The 20,480-nt window shown below is 70.0% G+C and carries 18 protein-coding genes; 6 read left to right on the top strand and 12 right to left on the bottom strand.

What is annotated here, in order from left to right:
* Position 1: 1 nt before the first annotated feature.
* The 4 genes from C8E87_RS14285 to C8E87_RS14310 all read right to left on the bottom strand — a co-directional run bounded on the left by C8E87_RS14285 (position 2) and on the right by C8E87_RS14310 (position 4,828).
* The gene (locus C8E87_RS14285) at positions 2-367 is read right to left on the bottom strand and encodes a UCP033725 family protein (protein ID WP_133873552.1); all 366 of its coding nucleotides are present in this window, start codon (positions 365-367) and stop codon (positions 2-4) included.
* A complete protein-coding gene (locus C8E87_RS46645; RefSeq protein WP_341771735.1) occupies positions 364-3,861 on the bottom strand; it encodes an SseB family protein in 3,498 nt (1,165 codons plus the stop codon). Before C8E87_RS46645 ends, C8E87_RS14285 begins: the two co-directional genes overlap by 4 nt.
* Before the next feature lie 330 nt (positions 3,862-4,191).
* The gene (locus C8E87_RS14305; protein WP_133873553.1) at positions 4,192-4,488 is read right to left on the bottom strand and encodes a WXG100 family type VII secretion target; all 297 of its coding nucleotides are present in this window, start codon (positions 4,486-4,488) and stop codon (positions 4,192-4,194) included.
* 19 nt (positions 4,489-4,507) lie between these two features.
* Positions 4,508-4,828, bottom strand: a complete 321-nt coding sequence (locus tag C8E87_RS14310; protein ID WP_275409101.1) for a WXG100 family type VII secretion target — start codon at positions 4,826-4,828, stop codon at positions 4,508-4,510.
* 330 nt (positions 4,829-5,158) lie between these two features.
* Between C8E87_RS14310 and eccE the strand changes: the two genes are divergently transcribed.
* From eccE to rarD, 4 genes are all read left to right on the top strand, one after another.
* Entirely contained in the window at positions 5,159-7,000 is a 1,842-nt protein-coding gene (eccE, locus tag C8E87_RS14315) for a type VII secretion protein EccE (RefSeq protein WP_239080365.1), read from the top strand.
* A 122-nt stretch (positions 7,001-7,122) separates the two neighbouring features.
* The gene (locus C8E87_RS14320; protein WP_133873556.1) at positions 7,123-7,503 is read left to right on the top strand and encodes a phage holin family protein; all 381 of its coding nucleotides are present in this window, start codon (positions 7,123-7,125) and stop codon (positions 7,501-7,503) included.
* Positions 7,504-7,777: 274 nt separating this feature from the next.
* Entirely contained in the window at positions 7,778-8,215 is a 438-nt protein-coding gene (locus tag C8E87_RS14325; protein ID WP_133873557.1) for a GNAT family N-acetyltransferase, read from the top strand.
* Positions 8,216-8,266: 51 nt separating this feature from the next.
* On the top strand, positions 8,267-9,208 hold the full coding sequence (gene rarD / locus C8E87_RS14330) for an EamA family transporter RarD (protein WP_133873558.1): 942 nt from the start codon (positions 8,267-8,269) through the stop codon (positions 9,206-9,208).
* A 15-nt stretch (positions 9,209-9,223) separates the two neighbouring features.
* Here the strand turns inward: rarD and C8E87_RS14335 are convergent, their stop codons facing one another.
* Positions 9,224-9,943, bottom strand: coding sequence for an anti-sigma factor family protein (locus tag C8E87_RS14335; RefSeq protein ID WP_133873559.1), 720 nt, complete (start codon positions 9,941-9,943; stop codon positions 9,224-9,226).
* Positions 9,944-10,031: 88 nt separating this feature from the next.
* Positions 10,032-10,826 carry an IclR family transcriptional regulator gene (locus C8E87_RS14340; RefSeq protein WP_133873560.1) on the bottom strand — a complete coding sequence of 265 codons (795 nt, stop codon included), beginning with the start codon at positions 10,824-10,826 and terminating at the stop codon, positions 10,032-10,034.
* Positions 10,827-10,978: 152 nt separating this feature from the next.
* On the opposite strand from C8E87_RS14340, the gene C8E87_RS14345 reads away from it, so the two are divergent.
* Positions 10,979-12,187 carry an MFS transporter gene (locus C8E87_RS14345; protein ID WP_133873561.1) on the top strand — a complete coding sequence of 403 codons (1,209 nt, stop codon included), beginning with the start codon at positions 10,979-10,981 and terminating at the stop codon, positions 12,185-12,187.
* A gap of 353 nt (positions 12,188-12,540) precedes the next feature.
* Positions 12,541-13,575, top strand: a complete 1,035-nt coding sequence (locus tag C8E87_RS14350) for a polyprenyl synthetase family protein (protein WP_133873562.1) — start codon at positions 12,541-12,543, stop codon at positions 13,573-13,575.
* Between the two features lie 204 nt (positions 13,576-13,779).
* Here C8E87_RS14350 and nuoN read toward each other — a convergent pair whose 3' ends face one another.
* Genes nuoN through nuoI form a run of 6 tightly spaced genes read right to left on the bottom strand, consistent with a single transcriptional unit; the run spans position 13,780 to position 20,480 of the window.
* Positions 13,780-15,312 (bottom strand): NADH-quinone oxidoreductase subunit NuoN, encoded by a 1,533-nt coding sequence (gene nuoN, locus C8E87_RS14355; protein WP_133873563.1) that lies wholly within the window; start codon positions 15,310-15,312, stop codon positions 13,780-13,782.
* A 2-nt stretch (positions 15,313-15,314) separates the two neighbouring features.
* Complete coding sequence (locus C8E87_RS14360; protein WP_133873564.1) at positions 15,315-16,856, bottom strand: NADH-quinone oxidoreductase subunit M; 1,542 nt, start codon at positions 16,854-16,856, stop codon at positions 15,315-15,317.
* On the bottom strand, positions 16,853-18,778 hold the full coding sequence (gene nuoL / locus C8E87_RS14365) for an NADH-quinone oxidoreductase subunit L (RefSeq protein WP_133873565.1): 1,926 nt from the start codon (positions 18,776-18,778) through the stop codon (positions 16,853-16,855). The genes C8E87_RS14360 and nuoL overlap by 4 nt, the downstream gene beginning before the upstream one ends.
* Before the next feature lie 12 nt (positions 18,779-18,790).
* Positions 18,791-19,090: an NADH-quinone oxidoreductase subunit NuoK gene (gene nuoK / locus C8E87_RS14370; protein ID WP_133873566.1), complete on the bottom strand. Its 300-nt coding sequence runs from the start codon at positions 19,088-19,090 to the stop codon at positions 18,791-18,793.
* Positions 19,087-19,830, bottom strand: a complete 744-nt coding sequence (locus tag C8E87_RS14375) for an NADH-quinone oxidoreductase subunit J (RefSeq protein ID WP_133873567.1) — start codon at positions 19,828-19,830, stop codon at positions 19,087-19,089. The genes nuoK and C8E87_RS14375 overlap by 4 nt, the downstream gene beginning before the upstream one ends.
* Complete coding sequence (nuoI, locus tag C8E87_RS14380) at positions 19,830-20,480, bottom strand: NADH-quinone oxidoreductase subunit NuoI (RefSeq protein ID WP_133873568.1); 651 nt, start codon at positions 20,478-20,480, stop codon at positions 19,830-19,832. The genes C8E87_RS14375 and nuoI overlap by 1 nt, the downstream gene beginning before the upstream one ends.

The following is a 20,480-nucleotide window of genomic DNA, read 5'->3' on the forward strand; positions in this document are numbered from 1 at the left end:
GCTAGATGCGCTGCTCGCTGAGGTCCGAGACCTCGTGCATCGGCGCCCAGCCCTGATAGACGCCGAAGTCGAACTCCTCGAGGCCCAGCTGACGGGCGATCGGCGCGCGGCCCCCCGTGTATTCCAGACGCAGCCACGAATTGGCCTCGGCGAGCACGATGAACGGGGCGCCACGCCACGTGCACGTGGTGCGGACGTACACCAGCTCGTCGTAGTCCTCCGGGGTCAGCACCCTCACATAGCGGCCCGGACGCACCTCTTCGAAGCCGTCGGCCGCATCCGACCGGTAGATCCGCACGTTGTCGCCGTCGGGCGAGGCGTCGTACTCCCGGCCCTGCCAGGCGACCACGTAGCCGTCACGCATCACTGCTCACCCACCCTGCGCCAGAGCGGACCGTCGTTGTCGAAGATGGCAACCATGCGTTCGTTGCCGTCCGCGTCGATACGCCACAGCTGCGCGCCGTGCGGCAGCCGCACACTGTCCACCTTGAACTCGGCGATCACGTCACGGCCCTCACCGGGCGCGAACCCGTTGCCCCGGAACGGCGGGCGCTCGATGACCCAGCCGTCCATCGCGCGCAGGGCCTGCTCGTTCTGCCCGCCGTAGGGGATGCGGTAGAGGCTCGGGCGATACGCCGGCCACCTCAACACGTACGCCTCCTTGGCGTCCTGCTGATGCGGCGAGGCGTCGTAACTCAAGCCGAGGGCGCCCAGGAGCTCAGCCGGTGTACGCAGGTGCTCGACCTCGGTGGCGCGATGCACGAAACCGGCCACCCGGTCGTAGCCGCGTTCGAGGTAGTAGTCGACCTGGTCCGGCGGCACCGTCTTCTGCATGACGGTGGCGTGCTGCTTGTCGTCGCTGGCCGGCTCGGGCGGGGGCACCGGCGCCACGTCCTCGAGCGGGCCGTCCGCGTCGTTGCCCAGGCCCGACTCGGCGGCCCAGTTCGCCAGGGCGATGACCTGCGGGCCGGGATACTTCGCGCCGATCGGGCCGTCCGGGTTGACCGCGAACGACCAGGCCGGGTCGGGCCAGTTACGGATCAGCTCGACGAAGCGCACACCGACCGTACGGGTGGGCTCGGAGAAGTGCTCGGCAAGCCTGTCGCGGCTGGTGAACACGACCAGGAAGGTCTCGTCGTCGACCTGCTCGGTGCGGAAGACGAACCCGGACTCGCCGGGCGAACTACCCGGGCGCGAATGGTCGGCCACCGGCACCAGGATCGTGGCCAGCAGAAGCGTGGACAGGTAGGAGTCGGTGTTGTGCGCGTTCGCGGCGTCGAACAGATCCTGCTCGACCTCGTTGGCCGGCACGAACTCCGGACGAGGCGGCGCCTGCGGCGCGGGAGAGGACGGCCGGCTGTCCAGCGGCGGCTGAGCACCGAGGCGGGCCGGGCGGTCGCTACCGGGCGAGCCGGGGATGACCGGCGGGGTCATCGGCGGCGACTGCTGCGCGGCGGCGTCGGACTTGGTCTGGAACGCCGGGAACGACGTCATGCCGGCGGGGGCTTCCGTCGACGAGGAAGCCTGGCGGCGGGGCAACGGAGTGCCAAAGCCGGGATTGGGCTCGGTGGGCAATCCGGGCGTGCCCGCCCGCGACAGGCCGGGCGCCGGGTTCGAGGGGGCCGGCGGGGCCGAGATGGGCGGCAACGCGGACGGCTGCGCCGAGGCCGCCTGCGGCGAGGCCGGGCCCTGCGGAAAACCACCGCTGGTCGAGGGCTGGCGGCGCGGCAGCTCGCTCAGGGCACTAGGACCGGAACGCGAGGGCGTGGCGGGCGGAGCCGACGCCGACCAGCTCGGATTGAACGGCGTCTCGTCCGGGTTGTGCGGGCTGAAGTTGTCGGGCACCGGCGGCGTCTGCGCCATGGGGGTGCGGACCGGCAGCGGCGCGTCCGGGGCCGGCAAGGGGCCGCGAGGGTCTCCGCCCGCGGGCGCGGGACGACCACCGACGGCCGGCGGCTGCGCGGGCGGAACAGCCGGCGATTGATAGGCCGTGGGCACCACAGGGCTCTGCGCGGGAGGGGCACTGGCCTGTCGGGCCGACCCGGACGAGGGCGGGCCGCTCATCGGCCGGCCGAAGGAGGCCGGGGACTGGCCGAGGGCGGGCGGCGCGCTTGCCGGGGCGGTCGACGCGCTCGGGGCGCGGGCGGGCAGGCCGCTCGGCAGAACTGTGCCGGGCGTGCGAACCGGAAGACCGCCGGGGCCGACCTGCCCGGGCTGCGCGCCGGGCGAGTCGGGGGACGCCGGCGGGGCCGAGGGCCGGCCGAGACCGCCCGTGTCCGCCGGAGGCCTGCCGTAGCCGCCCGGAGCGGCGGAGGGTTGTCCGTAACCACCGGGCGTGGCCGTGGGCTGACCGTAGCTGCCGGGGGTGGGCTGTGCGGCGCCGCCAGGTGCGGCTGCGGGCCGGCCGTAAGCGCCCGGCGTGGCCGTGGGCTGACCGAAGCCGGGCGTAGCCGTGGGCTGGCCGAGGCCACCCGGGCGGATGGGGGCGTGGCCGGCGGCGGCCGGGCTGGTGGGCTGGCCGTTCGCAGAGGGCGGGCCGGCTGGCTGGCCGTAGGCCGGAGGCGGACTCGTCGGCTGCCCATAGGCCGTGGGGGTGCCGGCAGGCTGGCCATAGGGGGCGGGCGCGCTCGCGGGCTGCCCGTAGGCGGGAGGGGCGCTCGCGGGCTGACCGTAAGCCGGAGGGGCGCTCGCAGGCTGACCGTAAGCCGGAGGCGCGCTCGCGGGCTGACCGTAAGCGGGAGGGGCGCTCGCGGGCTGACCGTAAGCGGGAGGGGCGCTCGCGGGCTGACCGTAAGCGGGAGGGGCGCTCGCAGGGCGGCCGTAGACCGCGGGCGGGGCGCTGGCAGACGCGGCCGCAGCGGGGCGGCCGTAGTCGGCGGCGGGCTCACGCGAGGGCAAGCCGCCACTGGGCGCCTGCCCAGCGGCCTGGCCGAAGGTCGCCGCCGGGGAGCGGGTCGGCAGGCCGCCGGCCTGATCTGCGGTCTGGCCGTAAGCCGGGGCCTGTCCGGCGGGCTGACCATAGGCCGGCGGGCGAGCGGGCGTCGGCTCCGCCGGCTGGCCGTAGGCCGGCGCGCGGGTGGGCAGTCCGGTGGCGGGCGCCTGTTCCACGGCGGATGTTCGAGCGGGCAGGGCGGGGGTCCCAGGGCGTGCGGGCTGCTCCGGCGTGCGACTGGGAAGCTCGCTCGCGGGCGGCTCACCCGGCGTGTGGGCGTAGGCGCCGCCGTAGGTGTTCGCGGCGGCCTGTCCATAGGCGGCCGGCGCCTGGCCGTAACCGGACGCGACGGTGCCGGGATACCGCGGATAAGAGCCCGTGGCCGCGGTCATCGGGGCGTCGTCGTGGGTGGGACCACCCGGCCGGGCCGGCTCCGCGTCCTTACGGGCGGCGGCCGCGTTCGCCGCCAGCGCCGCGGCCTGCAGATCCTGCATCTTGCCGGACGTGCTGGCCGACTCGGCACGACCCGGGCCGCGGGTCGGCAGCCTCAGGTCGCCGCGGGAGAGCTGCGCCACGAACCAAGCCGGAAGATAACCTTCGATCGGCAGACCCGGGTTGACGGCCAGCCACCACTCGAGGTTGGGCCAGGTGTTCGCAAGCTCCGCGTAGGGAACCCGACGGGCCGAACCCGTGTAGTCCGCCAGGCAGGACTGCAACGCCGCCGTCGACGTGAAGGCCAGCACGTGCGTGCGGCCACCCGTGCTCCAGGTGCCCCAACCGAGCGGGGCCAGGCCCGCCAATGCATCGGCGGAGACCGGCAAGAGCAGGTCAACACCGGAGAGAATACGGAAGTACGACTCCTGGTCGTCTGTGCGCAAAGCATCGCGCATAGCGACCTCGGCGTCCGTAGCCGGCTCCCACTCGGACACGTCCACCTCTCCCCACGCGCGACGAGGCCATCTCAACGCGTACAACCTACAAGGTCAGGCCACGATCACAATGGGCGGCGGTACGCAGATAAGTAAAGCAGGTGGTCGAAGCCCTAAGTATGCGTCCGAACGCACTCCGGCACGCCGTTTCAGTCGCTGCCAGCGATCAAACAACAACTGATCGTAGTCGGATCGCCCAGATGGGCCAGTACGCGTTCGGGCGACAACAAGCTTCGCAAGAACGGACTTAAAGGGCGTGCTGTCGGGCACGGAAAGGCGAAACGGCCGGGACAGTCACATGACTGGTCCGGCCGTCCAAGTACGGGCGTCTTACTGGAAGCGCGCGGTCGCCTGCTTCTCGGTGTTGACGTAGTCGTCGGCCGACTGGTCGACGGCGGACTTGATGTTCTGCAGGATGTTGGTCAGGTCGTTGGCCGACGAGCGCCAGACCTCCTGCCGTGCGTAGTAGGCCGCCTGCGCCTCGCCGTCCCACGACTCGACGAGCCGTTTCGAGTCGCGCTCGAGGTCACTGAGCTGCTGCTGCAACGAGCTGATCGCCTTGGCGATGTTGGCGCCCGCGCCTCGCAGCGACTCGAAGTTGACGAGAAGCACTCCGTCGTTAGCCATGTCTTTGTCCTCCCCCGGGTCAGAGCGGCAGCGAGAAGTTGCCACCGGAGCCGGTCACACGGCTGGCAGCGTCGGTGTCGGTCGAGCTGTACCCGGTGCCGGACACCCGGATCGACTCGGCGGTGTCGGCCAGCGCCGCGTTCAGCTTCTTCAGGTCGGTCTCGTACTGCAGCTTGACCTGCTCGAACGCCGCGGCGCCCATGCCCTTCCAGGCACCACTGAGCTGCGACAGCTCGTTCATCAACGTGGACAGCATCTGCTGCAGGCCCTGGTTGACGTTGTCGAAGTTGGTGGCAGCAGCTGCCATCTCTTCCGTCGTTACTTGCGTTGATCCGGCCACCCGGAAGTCACCCCGCTTTCTCGTTCGGTTCGCCGGTCATGTCATGATCCGCAGTGGACGGACGGTGATCATTCACCTGCGACACATCGACGTTGGCCACCAGGCTAACCCCTGACCACAAGCCTCGGGGGGCGGGCCGTGACCGGCCGACTACTCGTTTCCTGACGTCGCCGACCGTAGCGAAAGTCGTCAAGCCGCGACACCCCCGAATCGGGGGCTGTGGATAACTCTGGCACTTGTCCACAGGGTGCCCCACGATGGTCCTGAGCCCATACGATGGGCGCCGCACGAGGACGATGCGGCGAAGGGCGGTGGACGGTGACGGTCGGCGTGGCGGGCGATCGGGACTACCGCGAGCTCTCCGGTCCCGCGCGGCCACGACCCGAGGTCAGCCCACGTCCGCTCCGACGTGGACGGTTGTTCGGCGTCCGGGCCGGCCAGCTGGTGGCCACCCAGGTCGCCGCCGTCGCAGTGGCGCTCGGTTGGGTCAGCGGTCCGATCGGGCTGGTCGCCGGAGTCGTCCTGGGCCTGTCCGTTCTCGGGCTGACCTGGCTGCGGCTGCGCCGTCGCTGGGCGTTCGAGTGGCTCGGCGTCGCTCTTCGTTTCGGCGCCCGTCGCCACTCCACCGCGGTCGACTCCGACCCGATGGCGCTTCTGCGGTTCCTCGCTCCGGGCGCCCGCGTCGAGCAGACCGAGCTGGCCGGCGATCCGGCGGCGGTCGTCGTCGACGGGCACGGCCTCACCGCCGTCCTCGAGCTCGGCGACCCGGCCGGTCTGCTGGCCGAGGAAGCATCCGACGTGCCCTCCCCCGCCACCCTGCTGCCCTCGGCCGAGGCAGAACTGCCACCGGTCATGATCCAGCTGTTGCTGACCGGGGCTCCGGCCCCGTCCCTGCGCGCCGGCATGGGCACGCCGGCCAACTCCTATCGTCAGCTCACCGAGGGCCGCCTGCTCGGGCACAGCCGGGCGCTGCTCGCCGTGCGGGTGCTGCGGGCCGAGGGGTGGTCCGAGGACGAGCTGCGCCGCTCCCTGTCCGGCCTGGCCCGCAAGCTGGTGCGCCGGTTGTCGGCGGTGCCCGCCCGTCCGCTCGGCGAGCCGGCCGCCCTGCGGGTCATCGCCGAACTGGCCCACGACGACGGCACCGAGCCGGCGCAGGAGGCGTGGCCCGCCCTGCGGGTCGGCGGGCTGACTCAGACCACGTTCCGGTTGCGGCGCTGGCCCGACCCGCAGGTCGAAACGTCCCGGCGGTTGGTGTCCCGACTGCTCACGCTGCCCGCTGCCGCCACGACCGTGTCGATGACCGCCGGGCCCCAGGCCGCGCACGCCGTCACCCCGCTCGACATGACGGTGCGGCTGGCCGCGCCCGAGGCGACTTCGCTGGCGGTCGCCACTCAAGCGCTGCAAAAGCTGCTCTCCGGCGAGCGGGCGAGCGCGCCACGCCTCGACGGCGAACACCTGCAGGGCCTCTTCGCGACGCTGCCGCTGGGCGGCCTGCCGTGCGCGGTGCCCGGGCTTCCGGCCGACGGGGTGCAACCGGCCGAACTGCTCGAAGGGCTCCACCTGCCGGTCGGCACGTCGGGTCTGATGCTCGGGCGCAACCGCCATGGCAGCCCCGTCGTGATCCGCCTGTTCCGGCCCGAGCTGACGAGAGCGCTGCTGGTGGGCGGCGTCAGGGCGGCCCAGCTGGTGGCTCTGCGGGCGATGGCCCTCGGTGCCCGGGTGGTGGTGCAGACGGCTCGGCCCAGGGCCTGGGAGCCGTTCGTCCGCGGAGCGGCCGTCCCCGGCGAGTCGATCGCGGTGGTGCCCCCGGGCCGCCCGATCGAGATCGCCCCCGGCTCGGCCCTGCACCCCCTTCTCATCGTGGTCGACATCGGCCCGGTCGGCGCCGACAACCGCCCCGGTGAGGGCTGGCAGGCCACGCTCGTGGTCCGCGACGAGTTCTCCGCCGCCGACGTCGACGTGGCGTCCCGGGCCGACCTGCTTATCCTCCAGCCGCTGCGCCCCGAGGAGGCCACGCTGATCGGCGGCGCCCTCGGCCTCGGCGAGGTGGCCCAGTGGATGACCCGCATCCGCCCCGACATGGTCGGCGTCGTCAACCGCCGCGCTGTCCGCTGGGCCGCCCTGGCCCACACCCCCATCGAAATCCAGCTGACAGGCCCACCCGGCCGCTGAAGCCCTGCAGCCGCTGAGGTCCCGCCCAGTGATCGTCGATATGTGCGGCCTTGGTCGCAAGATGGGCAAGATCGGGGAGTGTTGCGGCCGTGAGTGGCGTGATCGTGGCACCATTCCGGGCCATGGGCCTCATCATTCGGCTTCTGATCACGGCGTTCTCGTTGTGGCTGGCCACCGTCTTGATCGACGGCATCGAACTCACCACCGACAAGGTGTCGGAGAAGATCATCACGTTGTTGATCGTGGCGGTCATCTTCGGCGTGATCAATGCGGTGCTTCGGCCGATCATCAAGGTTGTGGGCTGCGGCTTCTACGTGCTCACGCTGGGCTTGATCGCGCTGGTGGTCAACGGCGCGCTGTTCCTGCTGACGAGTTGGATCGCCGGGCAGTTCGACCTGCCGTTCCACGTCGACGAGTTCTGGCCGAGCGCCGTACTCGGCGCGCTGCTCGTCGGCATCGTCAGCTGGCTGCTCAACATGCTCATCCCCGACGGCGACGACTGACCTTCCCCTCCGCCGACAGGCGGCAGCCCAGAGCCGCCGGCGACCAGCACCCCCTGCTGATCGTCGGCGGACACCCCATCACGGCCGACGCTACGTCCCGTCGGCGACTGGCCCGTGACGGCCTGTCTCCGGCGAGCGCGGAGGGTAGGGCGCCTGCGGACGGGTGAGGCCGACCGCCACCGGGACACCAGGCCGCTGGGGCGGGGGCACATCTGCCGGTGGCGGGGTGGGAAAGCGCTGGCGGATGGAGGATCTTGCGGCTTGACTCGGCGGGATGTCGGACGAAATTCGTGTGGACGGGTATGAGCTGAGCGCCGCGCGGGAGCGGGTTGATCTGGACACCGTGCATCGTTGGCTTTCCACCGATGCGTACTGGGCCTTGGGACGGCCCCTCGAGCAGATGCGTGCCGCCCTGGACGGGTCCGAGCCGTACGGGGTCTATGACCGGGACGGCAATCAGGTCGCTGTGGCTCGGGTGGTGACGGACGGGGCCGTCTTTGCCTATCTCTGTGACGTCTACGTCGACCCGGCGCATCGTGGGCGCGGGATTGGCGGGTGGCTCGTCCGGCACCTGCGCGATCACTATGCGGCGCGGGGGCTCAACCGGTTTCTGCTGGTCACCCGGGATGCGCATGACGTGTACGCCCCACACGGGTTTGCCGCGGTGGAGCCGGGGCGCTGGATGGAGTGTGACCTGCGGGCCCTGCGGTGAGGTCGGCCATAGGCAAGGACCGGAACCTCGTCGAGACCTTACGGTGAGGGCATGAGCGACGAACGGCGCGGATACCTCTACGGCCTCGCGGCGTACGGGCTGTGGGGCTTTTTCCCGATCTACTTCAAGCACTTGCAGCCGGCGTCGCCGCTCGAGATTCTCGCGCATCGGGTCGTCTGGTCGGTTGTGTTCGTCAGCCTGCTGCTTGCGGCCATGCGGAACTGGGCCTTCATCAAGCGCCTGGTCCGCTCGCCCCGGCTGCTCGGCGGGCTGACGCTCGCGGCGGTGCTCATCGGGGTCAACTGGGGCTCGTACATCTACGGCGTCAACTCCGGCCGGGTGGTCGAGACGGCGCTCGGCTACTTCATCACGCCGCTGGTGATCATGCTGCTCGGTGTGACCGTGCTGCGGGAGCGGATGAGGCCCCTGCAGTGGGTCGCGGTCGGCTTCGGCGCGATCGCGGTGGCCGTGCTGACCGTCGACTACGGCCACCTGCCGTACATCGCCCTGCTGCTGGCAGCCAGTTTCGGCACCTACAGCCTGGTCAAGAAGCGCATGTCGCTGCCGCCGGCCGAGGGTCTGTTCGTCGAGTCGTCGGTGCTGGCGCTTCCCGCCCTGGCCTACATCGGGTGGCTGAGCGCCGCCGGGGATGCGAAGTTCGGGCACGTTTCGGCTCTGCACACCACGCTGATGATCTTTTCGGGGCTGGCCACGGCGCTGCCTCTGCTGCTCTTCGCGGCGGCGGCCAACCGGGTGCCGATGGTGGGGATCGGGATTTTGCAGTACGTGGCGCCGATCCTGCAGCTCGCCGTCGGGTTGTTCATCTATCACGAGCCGATGCCGCCGGCCCGCCTCGCCGGGTTCGCTCTCGTGTGGGTGGCCCTGATCATCTTTACGGCCGACGCGCTGCGCCGCCGCCCCCGCCGAGGAGAGACGGCGGCCGACCCGACGGCCGCCACCGTCGAGCCGGCCACCACCCTGCCACCCCGCTGACCTGGAATCAAAAGGTCAGGGGACGTCGTAGGCGAGCAGCACCTTTCCGTCGTACTGCACCAGTTCAAGCCGGGACAGGCTGTCCCGGCCGAAGTGGGTGACGCTGTTCATCGTGAACTCCGCGCCGGGCGCCGCCTGCCAGGAGCCGATCTGTTCCTGCTGCTCGTCGGGGCCGTAGGCGATCATGCGGAACGTGTACGGCCGGGCCGCGGAGGCGCTGTAGGAGCAGGTCAGGTCGACCTTCGTGCCGCCGGACGTGCTGGTCAGGCGTACGGAGGCGGTCACCGGGGACGAACTTTGCACCGCGGTCATCGCGACGGCGGGACCGGTGGGCGGGGCGGCCGGAGCGGCGTTGTCCCTCGTCCAGGCGAAGACGCCGACGCCGATGAGCGCCACCAGCACTGCGGCGGCGGCGGTGCTCATCACCCGCACGCGGAATGCTTTGCCCTTTTTGCGACGCTTGGCATCCGGCGCCAATGTTTGCCATTCGCTGGTCGCCCAGTCGCGGAAGGCGGCTCCGGGGTGACCGTCCCCACTGGTCAGCGACGGGTCGAGAAGCTTCGCGAACTCCTTGGCGTCGAGCCGGGACAGCAGGTCGGGCAGGGCCGAGATGTCGGCGACGGCCTCGCGGCAGAACGAGCACGTGGCGAGATGCCCCTCGTACGCAGCCCGTTCCGCCGGCGACAGGGCGCCCAGCACGTACGCCCCGTCATCGTGCTCGTGCTCGCAGTGCACCCGTCACCACCCTCCGACGATGTCCCCCTTGCAAGGTGTTTTACGGGAGGGAGCCGCCGGAGGTTCAACGGAGCCTTAGGTCTGCAAGTCAGGCCGTGGCCGACTCGCCCGCGGAAAGCGCCTCGGCGACGTTGCGGGCCGCCGCGGTCAGTTTCGCCCGTACGACCCGTGCCGAGGTGAGCATCTCGGCGGCCGGCAAAGCACACGCCAGCACGAGGCGCCGTTCGATGTCCCGATCCGCGATGACCAGCACCGACGCACAGGCCAGGCCCTGCCGGAACTGGCCCATCTCGAGTTGCATGCCGCGCCGCTCCCCCGCGGCGAGGTCGGCCTCGAGGGCTTCCGGGGTCGTCAACGTGGCCGGGGTGAACGCTCGCATGCCGTAGTCACGCAGATAGCGCGCACGCTGGTCGGGGGTGAGCGTGGCGAGCAGGGCCTTGCCGAGCGCCGTCGCGTGACCGCCCTCGTCGAAGCCGGGCGACATGTCGTCGATGAACGGCGAACGGGCGCCCTCGGCCGACGCGGTCACCGCTATCCGGCCGCCGACGAAGCGGCCCAGGTAGTGGCTGTAACCGCTGTCGAGCGACGCACGGCGCAACGCCTCCCCCACCGCGGGGGGACCCCGGAAGGCGGAGACCAGTTCCCGATACCTGTCCGCGATCTCCAGACCCACGATGTACGTGCCGTCCTCACGGCGGATCACGTAACCCTCGTAGGCCAGAGTGCGCACAAGGTGGTACGTCGTCGCGACGGTCAATTCGCACCGTCGCGCTATCTGCTTCACGGTGAGTCCGCGGGGCGCCCGGCCGACCGACTCGAGCACGCGCAAGGCGCGTGACACGCTCCGAATCAGGTCGGACGGCTCCGCCAGGGGGTCGCGCACAGCTACCTCCGACGCCAGGGACTTACACCATATGAATAATCTTCCTCCGAGGGAATGCCAAAACCATGTGGATCACGATCGATTTGCACGACGCGTGTGGTCATTAGCACTCTGAGCGCACGGATGCATTCTGTCCGCCTAGTCTGCGAGAGATGGCGAAGCTCAGAGTTCTTTCCTCGCCGAGCACGCCGACCAGCGCGTTTCGCGCCTCCACCGGCGCGCTGACGACGACGATCGCGGTCAGCATTCCGGTGTTCCTCGTCGGCGGGCTCGCCGTGCAGATCGGCGACGAACTCGACTTCTCGCCGGCCGGGCTCGGCCTCGCCGTGTCGGCGTACTTCGGCGCGAGCGCGCTCGCCTCGATCCCGGCCGGCTATCTGGTCGAGCGCTACGGCGCCACGCGGATGTCGCGCGCCGGTATCACCCTCGCGGCGGCGTCGTTGCTGGGCGTAGCGGCCTTCGCGAATACATTGTGGAGTCTCATCGCGATCCTGGCACTCGGCGCCGCCGCCAACGCGATGGGGCAGCTCGCCGGCAACGCGACCCTGTCCCGGCACGTGCCGCCCCGCCGGCAGGGCCTCTCGTTCGGCATCAAACAGGCTGCCATCCCGGTGGCGACCCTGCTTTCCGGGGCCGCGGTGCCGGCCATCGCGCTGACCCTGGGCTGGCGGTGGGCGTTCGTCTTCATCGCCGTGCTTGCGGCGTCCGCTCTGCTGCTCGTCCCGGCCGAACCGAGGGTCGGCCGCCGCAGGACGCCCAAGCCGGCCAAACGCGCCACGGGCGCGCTGATCGTCGTCGGCGTGGCCGCCACACTCGCCGCCGCGGCGGCCAACGCGCTGGGCACGTTCCTCGTAGACAGTGCGGTAGCGCGCGGTATATCTCCGGGTCCGGCCGGTCTGTCCCTCACGCTGGGTAGTGCTGTCTGCGTGACCGCGCGCATCCTCGGCGGCTGGCTGGCTGACCGCCGGCCGGACCGGACCATCGCGGTGATCGCCGGCCTGCTGCTCACCGGGGCAGGCGGCCTGGCCCTGCTCGCCGTGCCGGGAAACCTGTCGCTGGTCGCGGGGGTGGTGCTCGGCTTCGGTTTCGGCTGGTCATGGCCGGGGCTGATGAACTTCGCGGTCGTCCGGCTGCACCCCCAGGCGCCCGCCGCGGCGACGTCGATAACCCAGACCGGGGTGTACGCCGGGGGCTGCCTCGGCCCGCTCGGTCTGGGCACCCTGGCCACGGCCACGGACTACCCGACGATGTGGTTCGTCGCCGCGGGGGCCATGCTGGCCGCGGCGGGCGCGATGCTGCTGGGCAGCCACCTGCTGCGGCGCCATGCCCCGGAGCCGGTCACCGCGACTACGGGCGCGTGACCCACCCCCACAGCTCACGGTTGGAGCCTGCGCTGCGGGCTGACGACCACAACACAGTCGGCCTCGCGTTGCGGCCCAATGACCACCCACAGGTGAAGCGCAGTGCAAGGCGGGTATTTGCCCAGCCAAGCTCCCACTGCGGCTCAGTGGCCGCCACAGCCTGAGCCCGCGCTGCGGGCGCGTTACCCACCACCACGGCCGGAGCACGCGCAGCGGCCCAGTGTCTCACGCACGTCGCGAGGCGCCCCCGGGACTGCCCTGGGTGCGGGTGTGGGAGGCGACGTGGCGTACGTGTGCCAGATCTTGATTTTGATCTTGTTGCCGCGACCCCTGAGGCCGAAGTCGTCGGACCCATGTGGCATCGTGAAAGCGTGGTGAGCACCGGTGATATGACGCTCTCGTCGCTCGGCCTCGACATCGATCCCGCGGTCGATGCGTCGGTGTCGGCGACGCTGACCGCTGTCGAGGAGGCGCTGAGGGGCTATGTGGCCAGCGCCGACCCGCTGGTGGCCGAGGCTGCGCGGCATCTCGCTGATGCGGGTGGCAAGCGGTTCCGGCCGATGCTGGTGGCGTTGGGGGCGCAGTTCGGCGACCCGGGCGCCCCCGAGATCGTGGCGGCGGCCAATGTGGTCGAGCTCACCCACCTGGCGACGCTCTATCACGACGACGTCATGGATGAGGCGCCCGTGCGGCGCGGCGCCCCGAGTGCGAATTCCCGCTGGGGCAACTCGGTGGCGATCCTGGTCGGCGACTACCTGTTCGCTCAGGCAGCCGATCTGGCCGCCTCGCTCGGGCCCGAGGCGGTGCATCTGCAGGCGCGCACGTTCGCGCGGCTCGTGCACGGGCAGATCGCCGAGACGGTGGGCCCGCGCGGCAGCGACCCGATCGAGCACTACCTGCACGTGATCACGGAGAAGACGGCCTCGTTGATCGCCACGTCGGCGCGGTTCGGCGGCCTGTTCTCGGGCGCCCCGGCCGAACACGTCGAGGCCCTGGCGGGTTACGGCGCGACGATCGGCATCGCGTTCCAGCTCTCCGACGACCTGCTCGACATCGCGTCCGAGTCGGTGCAGTCGGGCAAGACCCCGGGCACCGACCTGCGTGAGGGCGTGCCGACGCTGCCGGTGCTCTATGCGCTGGCGGGCGACGACACCGACGCCTCCGCGGTACGGCTGCGCGAGTTGCTCGCCAGCGGGCCGCTCACCGACGACGATCTGCACGCCGAGGCGCTGACGCTGCTGCGGGAATCGGTTGCGATGAAAAAGGCGCGCGAGACCGTGCGGACCTACGCCGAGGAGGCGCGGGCCGAGCTGGCGCCGTTGCCCGACGGCGACGCCAAGCGAGCACTTGAGGGCCTCTGCGACTTCATCGCCGACCGCACGAGCTGAAGCTCGACCGCGTTGGCGCAGCAGCGCCGCGTGAGCCGCGCTGGCGCCGCGTGAGTTGAGCTTGACCGCGCTTGGCGCCACGGGAGCAGAGCTTGACCGCGCTTGGCGCCACGGGCAGCTGAGCTTGGCGCGCTCGCTGCGCGGCGTCGGCCGGGGCAACGGCAAGGCCCCGACCGATTCCGGCCGGGGCCTTGCCGTTGGTGATCAGCGGACGTACTGTGCTGCATCCCTGGTCAGATCGATCAGCGGGGCAGGCACGACACCCAGGGCGATCGTCGCCGCGACGCCGATGACCAGGGCGGCCGAGGTGAGGAACCCCGGGATCGAGACCGTCGGCGTCGAATCGCCGGGCTCGGAGAGCCACAGCATGACGACCACCCGCAGGTAGGGGAACGCCAGCAGCATGCTGGTGATCACGCCGAAGATGACCAGCCAGGTCTGGCCGCCCTCGACGGCCGCCCCGAAGACCGCGAACTTGCTGGTGAAGCCGCTGGTCAGCGGGATACCGGCGAAGGCCAGCAGGATGAAGGTGAAGGTCGCGGCGAACAGCGGGCTCTTGCGCCCCAGCCCGGCCCAGCGGGCGAGGTGGGTGGCCTCCCCGTCGGCGTCGCGCACCAGGGTCACCATGCCGAAGGCGGCGAGGACCGAGAAGCCGTACGCCACCAGGTAGAACATCGTGCTGCTGAGACCCTCCTCGTTGAGTGCGAGGACGCCGACCAGCAGGTAGCCGGCGTTCGCGACCGACGAGTAGGCCAGCAGGCGCTTCATGTCGGTCTGGGTGACCGCCAGGACGGCGCCGACCAGCATCGTGAGCGCCGCGATCGCGCCGAGCACGGGCTGGAAGTCCCAGCGCACGCCGTCGAAGGCGACGTACAGGATGCGCAGCAGCGCGCCGAACGCGGCGACCTTGGTGCAGGCCGCCATCAGCGCGGTGATCGGCGTCGGGGCGCCCTGGTAGACGTCGGGCGTCCACACGTGGAACGGCGCGAGGGCCGCCTTGAAGAGCAGACCGATCGAGATCAGGGCGAGCCCGGCGTAGAGCAGGACCTGGCTGCGCTCCGGGTTGGCGACGGACGCGTGCACCTGGGCGAGCGAGACGCCGCCGGCGAAGCCGTAGATGAGCGCCACGCCGAACAGGAAGAACGCCGAGGCGTACGAGCCGAGCAGGAAGTACTTGAGCGCGGCCTCCTGGCTGAGCAGTCGACGCCGGCGAGCCAACGCGCACAGCAGGTACAGCGGCAGCGAGAAGACCTCGAGCGCGATGAACATCGTGAGCAGGTCGTTCGCGGCAACGAACAGCGTCATGCCGCCGAGGGCGAACAGGGTGAGCGGGTAGACCTCGGTCAGGCCGGGCTGGTCGCCGGCCTGCTTGAGGTCCTTCTGCGAGCCCACCGTGATCGCGGCCTGCGAGACGAACGGGCCGCCCCGCTCGATCGAGCGCTCACCGATCAGCATCAGCGACACCAGGCCGAGGACCAGGATCGCGCCCTGCAGGAAGACCGTGGGACCGTCGACGGCGACCGCGCCACCAATCGTGATCTTCCGGGTGCTGTGCTGGACGATCACCGCCACGAACGCCACAGTGATGGCCAGGAACCCGAGGGTCAGCTGGATCGAGTGGCGCGACCGGCGGGGCGTCAACACCTCGACGAGGATGCCGAGGCACGCCGCTCCGAAGAGGATCAGCATCGGCAACAGCGCGCCGTAGTCGATGCCGGGTAGTTTCAGGTCCTCCATGGCTAGCGCGCCACCCTTTCGTTAGCGACGACCGCCGTCGGCCCCGGATCCTCGACGCCGACGTCCTGCATGGTCGCCTGCACCGCGGGGTTGATCACGTCTGTGACCGGCTTGGGATAGAAGCCGAGCAGGATGATCAACAGGATCAGCGGGGCCACCACGACCTTCTCGCGAAGCGTGATGTCCTTCTTCATCTCCGGCACCTCGGTGAGGGCCGGGTTGAGGGTGCCCTGCGTGGTGCGCTGCACCATCCAGAGCACGTAGGCGGCGGCCAGGATGATGCCGGCCGTCGCTACCACCGCGTATGCCGGGTGCACCGTGAAGGTGCCGATCAGCACGAGGAACTCGCTGATGAACGGGGCCGTGCCGGGCAGCGCCAGCGAGGCGAGACCGGCGAAGAAGAACACCCCGGCCAGGACCGGGACGAGCTTACCGGCGCCGCCGAAGTCGCTGATCAGGTTGGAGCCGCGGCGGGCGACGAACATGCCCACCACGATGAACAGCAGGCCGGTGGCGAGGCCGTGGTTGACCATGTAGAGCACCGAGCCGGTGCCGGCCTGGGTGGTGAAGGCGAAGATGCCGATGCCGATGAAGCCGAAGTGCGCGATCGACGTGTACGACACCAGGCGCTTGAGATCGTTCTGGCCGACCGCGAGCAGCGCGGCGTAGATGATCCCGATGACGCCGAGGACCAGGGCGGCCGGGGCGAACCAGCGCGACGCCTCGGGGAACAGCGAGAGGCAGTACCGCAGGATCCCGAACGTGCCGACCTTGTCCATCACGCCGACGAGCAGTGCGGCGGCGCCGGCCGGGGCCGCGCCACCGGCGTCCGGCAGCCAGGTGTGGAACGGGAAGAACGGCGCCTTGATCGCGAACGCGACGAAGAAGCCGAGGAACAGCCAGCGGGCCGTGTTCTGGTCGATCGACGAGGCGGCCTCGGTGAGCTTGGTCCAGTCGAAGGTGTGCCCGCCGACCACCCACAGCCCGATGACCGCGGCCAGCATGAACAGACCGCCGACCAGGCTGTAGAGAAAGAACTTGACCGCCGCGTACTGGCGGCGCGGCCCGCCGAACGACCCGATGATGAAGTACATCGGGATGAGCATGACCTCGAAGAACACGTAGAACAGGAAGATGTCGGCGGCCGCGAAGACGCCGATCATCGTGAACTCGAAGGCCAGCAGCAGAGCGAAGTACGTCGGGGCGGAGCGGTTGCTCTTGTCCACGTCGTGCCAGGACGCCAGGATCACGACCGGGAACAGGATCGCGATCAGCATCAGCATGACGAGCGCGATGCCGTCCGCCGCGAAGGTGAACCGGGCGTCCCAGGACGGGATCCAGGCGTACGACTCGCGGAACTGGAAGCGGTCGCCGTCGACCTGGAAGGCGATCCACATGAAGATGCTGAGCACCAGGACGACCAGTGACCAGGCGAGCGCCACGGTCTTGGCCAGCTCGGCCTTCGCCCGCGGGATGAGCGCCACCGCGATGGCGCCCACCAGGGGCAGCAGGGTCAGGATGGAGAGAAACGGGAAATCTTTCACGCCAACCACCCAAGCTGGATCGCGAGGAAGGCGCCGACGACCACGACGGCACCGGTGAGCATGGAGAGGGCGTACGAGCGGACGAAGCCGGTCTGGAGTCTCCGGAGGCGCCCGGAGCTGCCGCCGACACCGGCCGCGATTCCGTTGACCAGCCCGTCGATGCCCTTGTTGTCGAGGAAGACCAGCGCCCGGGTCAGATAGATGCCGGGCCGCTCGAACACCGCCTCGTTGAACGCGTCGGTGTAGAGGTTGCGGCGGGCCGCGGTCACCACGACCCCGGCCGGCTGCTCCTGCAGTGCCGTCCCGTTGCGGAACAGCGCCCAGGCCAGGCCTGCGCCGATCACCGTCACCACCAGGCTGAGGATGGTGATCAGCGTGTGCGACAGGACCGCCTCGTGGTGCCCCTCCTCCGCGCCGAAGACCGGTTCGAGCCAGTCCGGCACCGAGGTCGACATCAGCCAGCCCGCGCCGATCGAGCCGAGGGCCAGCAGCATCAGCGGCACGGTCATGATGAACGGCGACTCGTGCGGGTGCTTGTTGTCCTCGGTGTAGCGCTCGGGACCGTGGAAGGTGAGCACGAACAGGCGGGTCATGTAGAACGCGGTCAGACCCGCGCCGAGCAGGGCCGCCATGCCGTACAGCCAGGAGGTCCAGTCGCCGCGCTCGAAGGCCGCCGCGATGATCGGCTCCTTGGAGAAGTAGCCGGACAGCGGCGGGATGCCGATGATCGCGAGCCAGCCCATCATGAAGGTGAGCCACGTCCACTTCATGTACTTGCGCAGGCCACCGAAGCGCCGGATGTCCACCTGGTCGTGCATGCCGTGCATGACCGACCCGGCGCCGAGGAACATGTTGGCCTTGAAGAAGCCGTGCGCCAGCAGGTGGATGATCGCCAGCGCGTACGCCCCGCCGCCGAGCCCGACGCCGAGGAACATGTAGCCGATCTGGCTCACGGTCGACCAGGCCAGCACCCGCTTGATGTCGTCCTTGGCGGCGCCGATGATGCAGCCCATCAGCAGCGTGAGCGCGCCGACGCTGACCACGACCGTCTGCAGCGTGGTGTTGGCGGTGAAGATCGCGTTGGAGCGGGCGATCAGGTAGACGCCCGCGGTGACCATCGTCGCCGCGTGGATCAGGGCCGAGACCGGGGTCGGGCCCTCCATGGCGTCGGGCAACCACGCCTGCAGCGGGAACTGGCCGGACTTACCGGCCGCGCCCAGCAGGAGCAGCAGACCCAGGATCAGCACCGTGGTGGAGCTGAGCGCGCTGACGTTGCCGAAGACCTCGTCGTACTGGGTGGTGCCGAGCGTGGCGAACATCAGGAAGATGCCAATGGCGAGGCCGGCGTCGCCGACCCGGTTCATCAGGAACGCCTTCTTGCCGGCGGTGGCCGCGGACGGCCGGGTGTACCAGAACGAGATCAGCAGGTACGACGCAAGACCCACGCCCTCCCAGCCGAAGTACAGCATCACGTAGTTGTTGCCGAGAACCAGCAGCAACATCGCGGCGACGAAGAGGTTGAAGTAGGCGAAGAACTTCCGCCGGCCCGGGTCGTGCTCCATGTAGCCGACGGCGTACAGGTGGATCAGCGATCCGACACCCGTGATCAGCAGGACGAACACGCCGGCCAGCGGGTCGAACAGCAACCCGAAGTCGACGTGCAGATTCCCGACGGCGATGAAGTCCCACAGGCTCAGCTCGGCCGACCGCTGTTCCGGGTCGAGACCGCGCAGGCTGAAGAAGAAGATCAACCCAAGCACGAAGGAGGCAGCCACCGAGAGGACGCCGAGCCAGTGCCCCCACTTGTCGGCCCGCTTGCCGAGGAGCAGCAGGATCGCGGCGCTGACCAGCGGAATGGCGACAAGCAGCCAGATTCCGCTCAGCGCCCCCGTCGCGTGGGCGTACTCCACTGTTGGTTCCACGTGAAGGCCCCTTTAGTACTTCAGAAGGTTTGCGTCGTCGACGCTCGCCGAGCGCCGCGTACGGAAGATCGACATGATGATCGCGAGGCCCACCACGACCTCGGCGGCCGCGACGACCATCACGAAGAACGAGATGATCTGGCCGTCCAGGTTGCCGTTGATCCGGCTGAAGGTGACCAGGGCCAGGTTTGCCGCGTTGAGCATGAGCTCGATGCACATGAACAGCACGATCGCGTTGCGGCGGATGAGCACCCCGGTGGCGCCGATGGTGAACAGGATCGCCGCCAGCACCAGGTAGTAGTCGGGAGTCACTTCTCAGTTCCCTTCGGTGCCGCCTCGTCCGCGGTGAGCTCACGGATCGGCAGGATCGGGGAGATGCTCCGCTCGGCGCCGTTGCCGTCGGGCAGCCGTGCGGGCGCGGCGACCGACATGGTGTTGGCGTAGACGCCGGGGCCGGCCTTGGGACCGGGGTGGTTGCCGGGACGGAACCGCTGCTTCATCCGGGTCACCTGGTCGACCACGTCCTCCTTGGCCTTCTCGACGTGCGCCATGATCATCGCGCCGACCGCGGCGGTGATCAGCAGCGCCGAGGTGATCTCGAAGCCGAAGACGTACCGGGTGAACAGCAGGGAGGCGAGGCCCTGGACGTTGCCGCCGGCGTTCGCCTCGTCGAGCCCGACGGCCGGGATGTCGCCCATCGAGCGGGCCAGCCCGGCGCCCATCAGCGCGGCCAGGCCGACACCGAGCAGGATCGCGGCGATCCGCTGTCCGCGTAGCGTCTCGATCAGCGAGTCCGAGGCGTCCCGGCCGACCAGCATGAGCACGAACAGGAACAGCATCATGATCGCGCCGGTGTACACGATGATCTGTACCGCGCCCAGGAACGGCGCCGAGTTGACCACGTACAGGAAGCCCAGGCAGAGCATCGTGACGACCAGCCACAGCGCCGAGTGCACCGCGTTGCGGGCGATCACCATGCCGAGGGCGCCGATGACGGCCAGCGAGCCGAGGATCCAGAAGGCGACCGCTTCACCGGTGGACACGTGGTCCATCACACGGCCTCCTTCGCGCTCTTGCCCGGGTTGTGCAGCGTGCCCGCGGTCTCGGCACGGGCGTCGGCGGCGCCGGCGGTGGACGCCGCGTCCTCCGTGCCCGCGTCCGACCACGGCGCCCGCTCCGCTCCGGCCGAGGTGCCCGGGTTGGTGAGAGCACCGACGTAGTAGTCCTTGTCGGTCTCGCCCAGGCGCATCGGGTGCGGCGGCTGCTCCATGCCGGGCAGCAGCGGGGCCAGAAGTTCCTTCTTCGTGAAGATCAGGTCCTGCCGGCTGTCGCGGGCCAGCTCGTACTCGTTGCTCATGGTCAGCGAACGGGTCGGGCAGGCCTCGATGCAGAGCCCGCAGAAGATGCAACGGGCGTAGTTGATCTGGTAGATCCCGGCGTAGCGCTCACCCGGCGAGAACCGCTGCTCATCGGTGTTGTTCGCACCCTCGACGTAGATCGCGTCGGCCGGGCAGGCCCAGGCGCAGAGCTCGCAGCCGATGCACTTCTCCAGGCCGTCCGGGTGCCGGTTGAGGATGTGCCGCCCGTGGTAGCGCGGCGCCGGTGTGGGCGGCGAGAACGGATAGTCGGTCGTGATGACCTTGCGGAACATGTGCGCGAAGGTCACCCCGAAGCCCTTGAAGGAGCCGGTGAACGTACCCAC

Source organism: Paractinoplanes brasiliensis, assembly GCF_004362215.1.
Taxonomy (GTDB): Bacteria; Actinomycetota; Actinomycetes; order Mycobacteriales; family Micromonosporaceae; genus Actinoplanes; species Actinoplanes brasiliensis.

Excerpts from the sequence above, each read along its gene's own strand:
- C8E87_RS14305 (WP_133873553.1), bottom strand. The coding sequence starts at position 4,488 with ATGGCTAACGACGGAGTGCTTCTCGTCAACTTCGAGTCGCTGCGAGGC.
- C8E87_RS14320 (WP_133873556.1), top strand. The coding sequence starts at position 7,123 with ATGGGCCTCATCATTCGGCTTCTGATCACGGCGTTCTCGTTGTGGCTG.
- C8E87_RS14325 (WP_133873557.1), top strand. The coding sequence starts at position 7,778 with ATGTCGGACGAAATTCGTGTGGACGGGTATGAGCTGAGCGCCGCGCGG.
- rarD (WP_133873558.1), top strand. The coding sequence starts at position 8,267 with ATGAGCGACGAACGGCGCGGATACCTCTACGGCCTCGCGGCGTACGGG.
- C8E87_RS14345 (WP_133873561.1), top strand. The coding sequence starts at position 10,979 with ATGGCGAAGCTCAGAGTTCTTTCCTCGCCGAGCACGCCGACCAGCGCG.
- C8E87_RS14350 (WP_133873562.1), top strand. The coding sequence starts at position 12,541 with ATGTGGCATCGTGAAAGCGTGGTGAGCACCGGTGATATGACGCTCTCG.
- nuoN (WP_133873563.1), bottom strand. The coding sequence starts at position 15,312 with ATGGAGGACCTGAAACTACCCGGCATCGACTACGGCGCGCTGTTGCCG.
- C8E87_RS14375 (WP_133873567.1), bottom strand. The coding sequence starts at position 19,830 with ATGGACCACGTGTCCACCGGTGAAGCGGTCGCCTTCTGGATCCTCGGC.